The 11,734-nt window shown below is 62.5% G+C and carries 10 protein-coding genes and 1 tRNA gene; 5 read left to right on the plus strand and 6 right to left on the minus strand.

Annotation, left to right across the window (positions count from 1 at the left end; genetic code table 11):
* Positions 1–2: 2 nt before the first annotated feature.
* Positions 3–866 carry a peptidylprolyl isomerase gene (locus E9677_RS19135; protein ID WP_136559670.1) on the minus strand — a complete coding sequence of 288 codons (864 nt, stop codon included), beginning with the start codon at positions 864–866 and terminating at the stop codon, positions 3–5.
* A 245-nt stretch (positions 867–1,111) separates the two neighbouring features.
* Between E9677_RS19135 and secA the strand changes: the two genes are divergently transcribed.
* From secA to E9677_RS19150, 3 genes are all read left to right on the plus strand, one after another.
* Complete coding sequence (secA, locus tag E9677_RS19140) at positions 1,112–3,811, plus strand: preprotein translocase subunit SecA (protein WP_136559671.1); 2,700 nt, start codon at positions 1,112–1,114, stop codon at positions 3,809–3,811.
* Between the two features lie 103 nt (positions 3,812–3,914).
* Positions 3,915–5,120, plus strand: coding sequence for an acyltransferase family protein (locus tag E9677_RS19145; RefSeq protein ID WP_168801284.1), 1,206 nt, complete (start codon positions 3,915–3,917; stop codon positions 5,118–5,120).
* Between the two features lie 219 nt (positions 5,121–5,339).
* Positions 5,340–6,611, plus strand: coding sequence for a GNAT family N-acetyltransferase (locus tag E9677_RS19150; protein WP_136559673.1), 1,272 nt, complete (start codon positions 5,340–5,342; stop codon positions 6,609–6,611).
* Positions 6,612–6,646: 35 nt separating this feature from the next.
* Here the strand turns inward: E9677_RS19150 and E9677_RS19155 are convergent, their stop codons facing one another.
* The 3 genes from E9677_RS19155 to E9677_RS19165 form a co-directional block, all read right to left on the minus strand.
* Complete coding sequence (locus E9677_RS19155; RefSeq protein WP_136559674.1) at positions 6,647–8,281, minus strand: AMP-binding protein; 1,635 nt, start codon at positions 8,279–8,281, stop codon at positions 6,647–6,649.
* A 193-nt stretch (positions 8,282–8,474) separates the two neighbouring features.
* Positions 8,475–8,966 (minus strand): DUF2384 domain-containing protein, encoded by a 492-nt coding sequence (locus E9677_RS19160; protein WP_136559675.1) that lies wholly within the window; start codon positions 8,964–8,966, stop codon positions 8,475–8,477.
* 23 nt (positions 8,967–8,989) lie between these two features.
* A tRNA-Leu gene (locus tag E9677_RS19165) sits at positions 8,990–9,074 on the minus strand.
* 175 nt (positions 9,075–9,249) lie between these two features.
* Between E9677_RS19165 and E9677_RS19170 the strand changes: the two genes are divergently transcribed.
* Positions 9,250–9,831, plus strand: a complete 582-nt coding sequence (locus tag E9677_RS19170) for a YqaA family protein (protein WP_136559676.1) — start codon at positions 9,250–9,252, stop codon at positions 9,829–9,831.
* Positions 9,832–9,842: 11 nt separating this feature from the next.
* Positions 9,843–10,358 (plus strand): disulfide bond formation protein B, encoded by a 516-nt coding sequence (locus E9677_RS19175; protein ID WP_136560038.1) that lies wholly within the window; start codon positions 9,843–9,845, stop codon positions 10,356–10,358.
* A gap of 51 nt (positions 10,359–10,409) precedes the next feature.
* Here E9677_RS19175 and E9677_RS19180 read toward each other — a convergent pair whose 3' ends face one another.
* A complete protein-coding gene (locus E9677_RS19180; RefSeq protein WP_112239271.1) occupies positions 10,410–10,967 on the minus strand; it encodes an HNH endonuclease in 558 nt (185 codons plus the stop codon).
* A gap of 108 nt (positions 10,968–11,075) precedes the next feature.
* On the minus strand, positions 11,076–11,720 hold the full coding sequence (locus E9677_RS19185; RefSeq protein WP_136559677.1) for a DNA-3-methyladenine glycosylase family protein: 645 nt from the start codon (positions 11,718–11,720) through the stop codon (positions 11,076–11,078).
* Positions 11,721–11,734 lie beyond the last annotated feature (14 nt).

Below are 11,734 nucleotides of genomic sequence, written 5' to 3' on the forward strand. Positions count from 1 at the left end.
GCTTACTGCTGTTCCGGCTGCTGCTCAGCCTTGTTGGCCTCTTCATAGCCCTTGCGCAGAGCTTCGTCGACGATCTCGATCGTCTGCTCGGTCTTCGCCTTTTCGATGAGAGCGAGATACTTATCGCGCATGACGAGCTGGCGAACCTGCTGCTCGACGGCTTCGAAAGCCGGCGGCGGTGCATCACGCTTGTCTTCGAGACGAATGACGTGGAAGCCGAACTGGGTCTGGACCGGGGTCTTCGTATAGGCACCCTTTTCGAGTGCGAAGGCGACTTCTTCGAATTCCGGAACCATGCGGCCCTTGGTGAAGTAGCCGAGATCGCCGCCTTCCGTCTTGTTCGGATCGGTCGACTTTTCCTTGGCGATTTCGATGAAGTCCTTGCCGGCGTCGAGATCGGCGATGATCTGCTTGGCCTCTTCCTCGCTCTTCACCAGGATGTGGCGGGCGCGCACTTCTTCCTGCTTCGGAAGCGCTGCGATTTCCTTGTCGTAGCGCGCCTTCACTTCGTCTTCGGTGACGGCATCGACGACATTCTTCTTGAAGAAGGCATTGTGCAGTTCGCGCTCGGCAATGAAGGCCAGGCGGCGCTTGTATTCCGGATCGTCCTGCAGGCCGGCGGCGGTCGCATTGGCGGCGAGCAGCTTCACGTCGATGGCGCCGGAGAGGGCTGCGACCTTCTTCTGCTCGTCGGGGAGCTGGGCGAGCTGCGGATCGAGATTGGCAATGGCGAGGTCGAGTTCGGACTGGGTGATCTCGACGTCACCGACCTTGGCGACAACGGTCGCGTCCTGGGCGGAAGCCGCACCGTAGAGGGCCGAGAGGGAAACACAGGCGGCAAGCACGATTTTATTGAGGCGAAGCATGAAAGACCTTTCGGATGATGAACCGTTTGAAGACCGTTCGAATCGGGCAAAAGATTGTCAGATGCCCGGCGACCGAGGGGATTTGCGACCTGCCTGCGCCGTTGACATCATTCGACCCCCCTCTTATCTGTCACGCAACCTCGCGTCCAGAGCAGTTTCAGGACGCACTGTGCCTATTCGTCCGCGCCGAGTGCGTTCCGATGGGCACACAAACGATATGACGAAGGTCAGAAAGGACCATCGATATGGTCAGTCTTGGTGGACTTGCGCGCAAAATCTTCGGCTCGTCGAACGAGCGTCGCGTCAAATCCTATAACCCACGCGTCGCTCAGATCGCAGCCCTCGAGGAAAAGGTGAAGGCCCTGACCGACGAGCAGCTCGCGGCAAAGACCGCTGAGTTCCGGGCAGAACTGGCCGCTGGCAAGACTCTGGACGACATCCTCGTACCGGCCTTCGCCGTCGCCCGCGAGGGAGCCCGTCGTGCACTCGGCATGCGTCCTTTTGACGTACAGCTGATCGGCGCGATGATCCTCAACGACAATTCCATCGCCGAAATGAAGACGGGCGAAGGCAAGACGCTGGTCGCAACGCTCGCCGTCTACCTGAATGCGCTCGAAGGCAAGGGTGTGCACGTCGTCACCGTCAACGACTACCTTGCCCGCCGCGACGCCGCCACCATGGCGAAGATGTACGGCTTCCTCGGGCTGACCACCGGCGTCATCGTCCATGGCCTCTCCGACGATGAGCGCCGCGCGGCATATGCCTGCGACGTCACCTATGCGACCAACAACGAACTCGGTTTCGACTATCTGCGCGACAACATGAAGTACGAGCGCGGCCAGATGGTGCAGCGCGGTCACAATTTCGCGATCGTCGACGAAGTCGACTCGATCCTCGTCGATGAGGCACGCACGCCGCTGATCATCTCCGGCCCGCTCGACGACCGCTCGGACCTCTACAACACGATCGACGCCTTCATCCCGCTCCTGTCGGATGAAGACTACGAAATCGACGAGAAGCAGCGTTCGGCCAACTTCTCCGAAGTCGGCACCGAGAAGCTCGAAAATCTGTTGCGTGAAGCGGGCCTTCTGAAGGGCGAGAGCCTTTATGACGTCGAGAACGTCGCGATCGTCCACCACATCAACAATGCGCTGAAGGCCCACAAGCTGTTCCAGCGCGACAAGGACTACATCGTCCGCAACGACGAAATCATCATCATCGACGAATTCACCGGTCGCATGATGCCGGGCCGTCGTTACTCTGAGGGCCAGCACCAGGCGCTCGAAGCCAAGGAAAAGGTCCAGATCCAGCCCGAGAACCAGACGCTGGCCTCGATCACCTTCCAGAACTACTTCCGCATGTACAAGAAGCTCGCCGGCATGACCGGTACGGCGGCGACCGAAGCGGAAGAATTCGCCAATATCTATGGCCTCGAAGTGGTCGAAGTCCCGACCAACCTGCCGATCAAGCGTATCGATGAAGACGACGAGGTCTACCGGACCTTCGAGGAAAAGTTCAAGGCAATCATCGAGGAGATCAAGGCTGCAAGCGAGCGCAACCAGCCGGTTCTCGTCGGCACGACCTCGATCGAGAAGTCAGAACTGCTCGCCACCATGCTGAGCGACAGCGGCTTCAAGGACTTCAAGGTTCTGAACGCCCGCTACCATGAGCAGGAAGCCTACATCGTCAGCCAAGCCGGCGTTCCCGGCGCCGTCACGATCGCCACTAACATGGCCGGTCGCGGTACCGACATCCAGCTCGGTGGCAATCTCGACATGCGCCTCGAGCACGAATTGGCTGAAGTCGAGCCGGGTCCGGAGCGTGATGCCAAGGTTGAAGCCATCAAGGCGGAAATCGCAGCTCTCAAGCAGAAGGCGCTCGAAGCCGGCGGTCTCTACGTCATTGCCACAGAGCGCCATGAAAGCCGCCGCATCGACAACCAGCTGCGCGGTCGTTCCGGCCGTCAGGGTGACCCGGGACGCTCGAAGTTCTACCTGTCGCTCCAGGACGACCTGATGCGCATCTTCGGCTCTGACCGCATGGACAGCATGCTGCAGAAGCTCGGCCTGAAGGACGGCGAGGCGATCGTCCATCCGTGGATCAACAAGGCGCTCGAACGTGCCCAGAAGAAGGTCGAAGCCCGCAACTTCGACATCCGCAAGAACCTCCTGAAGTATGACGACGTCATCAACGATCAGCGCAAAGTGATCTTCGAACAGCGCATCGAGCTGATGGACGCGACGGACGTCTCGACCACCGTGACCGACATGCGTCACGAAGTGATCGAGACCATGGTCGCCATCCATGTGCCCCCGAATGCCTATGCCGAACAGTGGGATGTAAAGGGCCTCAAGGAGAAGGTTGCGACTACGCTCAACCTCGACCTGCCTGTCGACGCCTGGGCCGCCGAAGAAGGCATTGCCGAGGACGACATCTACAACCGCATCATGGAAGCCGCAGACAAGGCCGCCGCAGACAAGGCAGAACGTTTCGGTGGCGAGCTGATGGCCTATGTCGAACGCTCCGTCGTTCTGCAGACGATCGACAATCTGTGGCGCGAGCACATCGTCAATCTCGACCACCTGCGCTCCGTCGTCGGTTTCCGAGGTTATGCCCAGCGCGATCCGCTGCAGGAATACAAAGCCGAAGCATTCGAGCTCTTCCAGGCCCTGCTTGCCAACCTGCGCGACGCCGTGACCATGCAGATGTCGCGCGTCGAACTGGTCCGCGATACGCCGCCGGCCCCGACCCCGCCGCCGGTAATGGAAGGCCATCACCTCGATGCGACCACCGGCGAGGACGATTTCGCCGAAGGTGCCCAGGTGCCGCCGCAGGACCGCAACCCGCAAGATCCCAAGACCTGGGGCGCCATCGGCCGCAACGAACCTTGCCCCTGTGGCTCGGGCAAGAAGTTCAAGCATTGCCACGGCGTGCTCGAGGCTTGATCGCCGGGCTTTGAGGCTTTCTCAATCTTTCGCCCTTAGCCTCTGACGAATGAGGGGAACCGCGCCGCCCGGCCCGGTTCCCCTTTTTTCTTTGGAGGACAGGATGTCAGCTGCGTCAGCGCGGGAACATCATTGGGATTCGCTGCGCGCGTTCCTGATGCTTCTCGGCATCCCCTATCACGCCGCCATGGCTTACAACACGCGCGTCGTGTGGGACATACAGTCGCCCGACAAGAGCGAGTTTCTCACCTTCGTGAGCGGCGTGTTCGTCACCTTCCGCATGCCGGCCTTCTTCATCGTCGCCGGCTATTTCGCCGCCATGATGCTGGAGCGAAGGCCCCCGACCATTTGGCTCCGCAGCCGGCTGACGCGGCTCGGCATTCCCTTCCTGACAGGCCTTGCGCTGCTCGCCCCCTTGCAGATCGTCCTGATCGACCTCAACGGTGCTGTGACCGGCGCCATGCCGATGGCGACCGCCCTCGACCGCGCAGCACAGGACGTCACCCATCCCGGCTTAAGCTGGATCATGCATCTCTGGTTCCTGCCGGCGCTGCTGGCCTACAGCACCTTCCTCGTCCTCGTACTGGGAGCGCTCGAGCAGCCCCGGCTGACGGACCTTGTGCAACGCCTCCGCCGCTTCGGCAGTGCGAGCCCGCACATGGCACTCGCTGTGCTGACGCTCGTCATCACCGCATGGGAGGTTTGCGTCCACCTCTCCCACCAGGCCATGCTCGCACGCGGCGGCACGCTGCCCTATCTCCTCGCCCACGGCATCGACCCCTATCTCCGCTATCTTCCCTTCTTCCTCATCGGCGTCGCCCTGAGAGCCGCCCCGGATCTCCGAACCGCTTTCGTCTGGCAAAAGGGCTGGACATTTCCCATACTGGCGGCGATCACCGCCATCCTCGCCTCGCTGCTGAGGGGTTGGAACACCGCGGGCCTGGAGGTTGCCTACAACGCCGTGGATGGTGCCGCCGCCCTCCTCGCCAGCCTCGTCGCGATCGGCATAGCCCAGCGCTTTCGGAACCGCCCCGACCCGCGCATCGACCGCATCGTCGATGCCTCCTTCAGCATCTACCTGCTGCATCACCCCATCATCTACGCCCTGTCGACCCTCTTCCTTCTCACCGCCTGGCCGCCGGTCGCCGAATTCGCCCTGGTCTGCCTCGCAACATCAGCGCTCTCCTATGCGGCACACCGCCTCATCCGGCGTTCCTCGCTGGCGCTCTTCCTCTTCAACGGCGTGTCCATGCCTCGCAAGCCACGCGACACCGACAGCCCGCAGCCCCGCATCACCACACTTCGTTAACCCTGATCTGTCATCACTGGAGCCCATATCCGATCCAGCGAGAAGTATTGCGTACGTACCGATGACTGTTCTGGAAACAGCGGAAAAATGGTTGCCCGCAGGCCCACGTCTGGTCCTTGTGCATCTGGCCGAGAACGAGGTGGTCAGCACTCAGCGCGTGGCTGTGGCCGTGTTCGCCGGTCCGCATGCCCTGATGCCCTGGCCGGAGGCCGTCCGCCCATGACCGAACGCATCTACAACGAGAGCATGAACAGCGACGCCAACCGGCTGGTCGGCAGTCTCGCAGGTGGCGCTCCGGCACCCGTTGCCGAAATGGAAGTCCCGGTCGGCCGCCCCGGTCGTCGCCTCAGCGTCTATCCAGGGCAGATGGGCTACGAGCTCCAGGACGAACTCGAATACCTCACCTATCGCGTCATGGAGGCGAATGTCTTTTTCGCCCCGCGTTTCCTCGCCCCCGCCATGCCGCGGCTGGAGGAACGCCAGGTCCGCTTCGCCGTCATCCGCGACGAGGACGAACGCCGTTCACGCCTGCGCCTGCTTTTCCCCTTCTCGGTCGAGAAGCCCGGTTTCTCCGTCGGCCCCTCGATCATCCGCATCTGGGCCAATCCCTTCGGCCCGCTCGGCACACCTCTGGTCGATGCGGAGGGCGCGGCCGAGACGATCGACAATTTGCTCGAAGCGCTGGCCCGCCCGGAAGCCCGCCTGCCGGGCCTGCTCGTCATCCCGGATCTGCGCCTCGAAGGCCGTTTCGCCCAGCTCGCCCGCGCCGTGGCGCTCGCTCGTGACCTGCCGCTGACCGTCACCAACGAATACCAGCGCCCCATGCTGCAGAGCTACGAGGACGGTCCGAACTATCTTCGAGGTGCGCTCAACAAGAACCATCTGCGCGAGATGCGCCGCCAGTTCCGACTGCTCTCCGAACAGGGATCGGTCACCTACAACGTCGCCCGTCAGCCGGAAGAAATCCGCTTCAGGATGGAAGAATTCCTGGCACTGGAAGCGAGCGGCTGGAAGGGGCGCAAGCGCTCCGCCATGGTCAACGACCGCCTGCGCGCCGCCTTTGCCCGCGAGGCGATCACCAATCTGGCCGAAGCCGATGCGGTGCGCATCCACACGCTGGACCTGGACGGCCGCGCGATTGCCTCCATGGTGGTCTTCATCATGGCCGGCGAGGCCTACACTTGGAAGACCGCCTTCGACGAAACCTATGCCCGGTTCTCGCCGGGCAAGCTTCTGATGGCCGATCTCACGGAATGGCATCTGGACGATGCCAACATCCAGCGCACCGACAGCTGTGCCGTGTCTGATCATCCGATCATGAGCCGCTTCTGGCAGGAACGGGAGGCCATGGGCACCCTGGTGGTCGGCCTGAAACCCAATGCCGACCGCGACGTCCGTCAGGTCGGCGCCCAGCTGCACATGTATCGCAACACCCGCAACATCGCCCGCATCCTGCGCGACAAGGTCCTGAACCGCCGTTTCGGCGGCTGATCGTCGGCCGTCGAAACGCGGCTACTCGCGTCTACTCAGCTCGCCTTGGCGATTTCCTGGTCCCTGAGCAGCCTGCGGATCACCTTGCCGCTGGTGGTCAGCGGAAGCTCCGCCACGAACTCGATCTCGCGCGGATATTCATGCATCGACAGGCGGTTCTTCACCCAGTCGCGGATCTCGGCTGCGAGCGCCGGATTGCCGGCGAAACCGTCCTGCAGCACGACGAAGGCCTTGACGATTTCCGTCCTCAGCGCATCCGGCTTTCCGATGACGGCCGCCAGCCGCACGGCCGGATGGCCGATCAGGCAGTCCTCGATCTCGGCCGGGCCGATGCGATAGCCGGAAGAGGTGATCACATCGTCGTCACGGCCGAAGAACTGCACATAGCCCTCTTCATCTTGCCGACCGAGATCACCCGTCTTCATCCAGTCGCCGACGAACTTGTCCGCCGTCGCCTTGGCGTTATTCCAGTAGCCGAGGAACATCACCGGATCCGGTCGCTTGATCGCCACCTGCCCCGTCTCGCCAACAGGCATTTCCCGACCGTCAGCGTCGATGATCGCGACCTCGTGCCCCGGCACGGCCTTGCCGATGAAGCCACCCTTGCTGACGCCGAGATGGGCGGCCGAAGACAGCACGAAATTGCACTCCGTCTGGCCATAAAACTCGTTCGGCACGATGCCGAGCGCCGATTTCACCCATTCATAGGTCTCGCGCCCCAGCGATTCCCCCGCAGAGCCGATACTGCGCAACACGAGGTCGTAAGCCTCGCGTGGCTTCTCGACGGCCTTCAGCAGCCGGAGCGCCGTCGGCGGGATGAAGGCATTGCGCACCTTCATCTCGGCCATGATCCGGAAAGCCATATGCGGATCGAATTTCTGCGCCGGCGAGGAAACGACCGGCACCCCGAGCATCAGCGCTGGCAGAAGCGCGTTCAGCAGCCCGCCCGCCCAGGCCCAGTCCGAGGGCGTCCAGACCTTGTCGCCGGCCTGCGGCAGGTAATCATGCGCCAGCTGGAAACCGGGAATGTGACCCGCCAGGACCCGGTGGCCGTGCAGCGCACCCTTGGGCGGCCCCGTGGTTCCAGACGTATAGATCATCAGTGCCGGCGTATCGGGGCCGCTTTCCGCGATCTCGAAAACATCAGGCCTGCCCTCGATCATCGCATGGAAGCCGATGACATCAGGCCCGGCACCTTCGATCGAAATCACCTTTTGCAACGATGGCAGGCGGGCCCGCAGCGTCTTCAGTCGCGCAAGGCCAAAGCCATTGGTCACGATGGCCTTGGCGCCTGCATCCCGAAGCCGGTATTCCAGCGCTTCTTCGCCGAAAAGCAGCGCCAGCGGCAGCGCGATCGCACCCATCTTGTAGATCGCCACATGCGCGATCACGGTCTCGAAACACTGCGGCAGGAGCAGCGCCACCCGATCCCCGGCCACGACGCCGAGGTCGGTCAACCCATGCGCGAGCGCCGAGGATTGCGCCGCAAGCGCGCCATAAGTCATCGATTGATGGTCGCCGTCGGGCGAGAAATGCTGAAGGCAGATGCGCTCGGGCGCCTTGGCGGCCCAGTCGTCGGACACCACCCGTCCGATGTTGAAATCAGCGGGAATATCCCAATGGAAATCGCGGCGAAGTGCCTCGAAAGTGTCGCGCGGCTCAAGCAGCATGGCTGAGGCTCCGGATCGTCATGCTGTATCTGCTAACATTCATCTCGCAGATGCACAATAACCGGCTGGATATAGCGTAAATCACGCGCAAACGCGCCACCGCGCATCGGGTGACAGCCCGCCGAAATGTCGCAGTCGTTCGAAAGGGAGTTTGTCCTGAAACCTCGGGCGGGTTTCACGCCGCCCCTGCGTGTCAGGCCTTGTTCTGGGCCGCTTCCGCGCGCATCAGCGAGACCAGCGCCTTCAACTCGCCGGCGCGCACCATCTGGGCTGGCGTGCGACCGCCGAAAGCTTCCAGATGCTGGCTGCGATACCACTTTTCGGCGGTTTCCTTCGAGCCGAGCCGCTTCATCGCAAGCGTGAGAACCAGCGTCTTGGCATCCGCCGGCGAAACCGTCCCCGCCTCGATCGCGGCATCGACACGCGCGATCTGCGCCTGAACCGACTGCTGCTTCAGCTTCTGCCGCATCGCCGCCACCTGCGGCGCGACCGGCGCCACGACATTCACCTTCGCCTTGCCATCCACGGCAGCGGCCGGGCTGGCAACGACAGGTGTCGCAGCCTTTGTCTTGCGCTTGCCCGTGGCGGCAACGGGCTGGGCCGGAGCCTTTGGCAACAACGCGGCATCCACGACAACCTGCTTGACGGGCTGGGGAATGCGGATCTTGTTGCCGGAATTGCTCATCGCTTCTGCCTTCTACGGGATTGTGGTGCCCCATGCCGGAATCGAACCAGCACTCCTTTCGGAACTCGATTTTGAGTCGAGCGCGTCTACCAGTTCCGCCAATGGGGCACATGAGCGTAGGTTTGACTGCGCCGGACTATACGAGGCGGGGTGGGGCGGTCAACGCCTTTTTCGTGCTTCAGTTCACGCAAATGTTGGCGCCTCTCGCCTCGCGGTGCGATGGCACCATTTACACAGGGCTACGCGCGCCATAGAACGCGACCACCTTACCACGGAACATCCCATGCTGCGTCGCATCTACGACTGGACGATGTCTCTTGCCGGTACCCGGCACGCAGACAGGGCACTCGCCGGCGTCTCCTTCATCGAAAGCTCGTTCTTCCCCATCCCGCCTGATGTGCTGCTCATTCCCATGGTGCTCGCACGTCGCGGTGAATGGTTCAGGCTCGCGCTCCTTTGCACGATTGCCTCAGTTCTGGGGGCTTTTCTCGGCTATGCCATCGGCATGTTTCTGTTCGAAGCGATCGGCCGGCCGATCCTTGCCTTTTACGGCAAGGAGGATTCGTTCGAGCAGGTCGCCGCCTGGTACAACACCTGGGGCGGCTGGGGCGTGCTCTTCGCTGCCATCACGCCCTTCCCCTACAAGGTCCTGACGATCTTTTCCGGAGCGACCGGGCTCAACTTTCTCGTCTTCACCATTGTCAGCATCATCGGAAGGGCCGCCCGCTTCTTTCTGGTTGCCTTCCTCCTGAAGCTCTACGGTGAGCCGATCCGGATCTTCATCGAGAAATATCTCGGCCTTCTTTTCACCCTCTTCATGTTGCTGCTGATCGGCGGCTTCTACCTCGTCAAATTTGCTTTCTGAGAGTGCTGATGATGACCTCCATTCTAGCTCCATTGAAGTCCGACGCCGCGCTCGCCGCCCTTCTCACCTTCGGCATGGCTCTGGTCGTCGGCTCGGCCCTCGGCTTCGAGCATATCGGCGGTTACGTCCCTTGCGCGCTTTGCCTGATGCAGCGCAATCCCTATTACATCGGCATCGGCGTCGGCTTTCTGGCGGTTCTGTCGGCCGTCTTCCGCCTGCCGCCAGTCGTCACGAAGGCCCTGCTGATTGCGATCGCGCTTCTGATGATCACCGGCATGGGCCTGGGGATCTATCATTCCGGCGTCGAGTGGGGCTTTTGGGCTGGACCGGACAGCTGCACGATCGGCGCGACCGGCGGTGATACACCGGTCAACGTGCTGGAAGCGCTGAACGCGACCAAGGCGCCGTCCTGCACGGACGCGACCTTGCGTGTGCTGGGCCTGTCCTTCGCCGGTTGGAACGTGCTGACGAGTGCAGCACTGGCCGCCATCTCGCTCTGGGGCGCGCTGCGCAAGCCCACCGTCTGAGGATCAGCGGCTGCCCGGTAAGGTACCCAGAACCGGGCTGAAGCTGCGGCCTCAAGGCTGCAGTTCGGTATCCCAGTAGAGATAGTCCACCCAGCTTTCATGCAGGTAGTTCGGCGGGAAGAGCCGGCCATTGTTGTGCAGGTCCTGCACCGTCGGCCGATAGGGTCTTTGATGCGGCACCATGCCGGCCTGCTTGGGCAGCTTCGATCCCTTGCGCAGGTTGCAGGGCGAACAGGCGGCGACCACGTTCTCCCAGGTCGTCTCCCCGCCATGGGCGCGCGGGATGACGTGATCGAAGGTCAGATCGTCGGGCGAACCGCAATATTGGCATTCGAACTTGTCGCGCAGGAAGACATTGAAGCGAGTGAAGGCCGGGTTCCGGGTCGGCTGAACATAGGTCTTGAGGCTGACCACGCTCGGCAGTCGCATCGAGAAACTCGGCGAGCAGACGGAGTGTTCGTACTCGGCGATGATGTTCACACGGTCGAGGAAGACCGCCTTGATCGCGTCCTGCCAGGACCAGAGCGACAAGGGATAATAACTCAGTGGCCGGTAGTCGGCATTCAGAACGAGCGCCGGCAGGGCCTGAGGGGAAACTGCAATCGTCAAGGCTAACTCCTGATCGATTCGGCATCTGCCTTTCTATATTAGGTCCGTTGTTACAGCATTGTGAAGCCTGAATCTTTGAGCCGTGTTGCGACGTCTCGGCGCGCCCTTTTAGCGCGGCAGTGCGACCCGTCCGGTTATGCGCGCATAATGGGCCCAGAACAGCCGCGCCGCGACCGAGCGCACGGGTGTCCAGGCCTCCGCGATTTCGGCAACCTGATCCGGCAAGGGCCGTTCACCGGCAAAGAAAACGTCGCCGACGGAGATGCGCAGCGCAACGTCACCCACCGGGAAGATGTCCGGATGCCCGCCGCAGAACATCAGGTAGACCTCGGCCGTCCAGGGGCCGACGCCCTTCAGACCCGTCAGCGCCGCGATCGCGGCATCGGCCGGCATGTCCGCCAGTTCGTCGAGCCGGAAGGGTCCACCGAGATCGGCCTTGGCCGCCGCTTCGAGAGCCTGCGCCTTGCCGCGCGAGAGCCCGAAGGTGCCGATCAGTTCCGGGCCGAGCGCCAGATAATCCTCCGCCAGCGGCCTGTTTCCCAAGACCGCCGTCATCCGCCGCCAGATCGCATCGGCGCTGGCCCGCGACACCATCTGCGAGACGATGATGGAGGCGAGCCCCGCAAAGCCGGGGGCAGAGAGCCGTAGCGGCAGCGGATGGCATACTTCAGCGATCGGACGGAGCCTGGGATCGCGTGTCAGCAAAAGGGAAAGCCCCGCAGCGAGATCGGCCTCGCATCGGATCGTCGTCAAATCCGTCCCCTTTT

Source organism: Peteryoungia rhizophila (assembly GCF_004912145.1).
Lineage (GTDB): Bacteria > Pseudomonadota > Alphaproteobacteria > Rhizobiales > Rhizobiaceae > Allorhizobium > Allorhizobium rhizophilum.

Coding starts and splice junctions, on each gene's coding strand:
- E9677_RS19135 (WP_136559670.1), bottom strand. CDS start 866: ATGCTTCGCCTCAATAAAATCGTGCTTGCCGCCTGTGTTTCCCTCTCG.
- E9677_RS19145 (WP_168801284.1), top strand. CDS start 3,915: ATGTCAGCTGCGTCAGCGCGGGAACATCATTGGGATTCGCTGCGCGCG.
- E9677_RS19175 (WP_136560038.1), top strand. CDS start 9,843: ATGACCTCCATTCTAGCTCCATTGAAGTCCGACGCCGCGCTCGCCGCC.
- E9677_RS19150 (WP_136559673.1), top strand. CDS start 5,340: ATGACCGAACGCATCTACAACGAGAGCATGAACAGCGACGCCAACCGG.
- E9677_RS19155 (WP_136559674.1), bottom strand. CDS start 8,281: ATGCTGCTTGAGCCGCGCGACACTTTCGAGGCACTTCGCCGCGATTTC.
- secA (WP_136559671.1), top strand. CDS start 1,112: ATGGTCAGTCTTGGTGGACTTGCGCGCAAAATCTTCGGCTCGTCGAAC.
- E9677_RS19170 (WP_136559676.1), top strand. CDS start 9,250: ATGCTGCGTCGCATCTACGACTGGACGATGTCTCTTGCCGGTACCCGG.
- E9677_RS19160 (WP_136559675.1), bottom strand. CDS start 8,966: ATGAGCAATTCCGGCAACAAGATCCGCATTCCCCAGCCCGTCAAGCAG.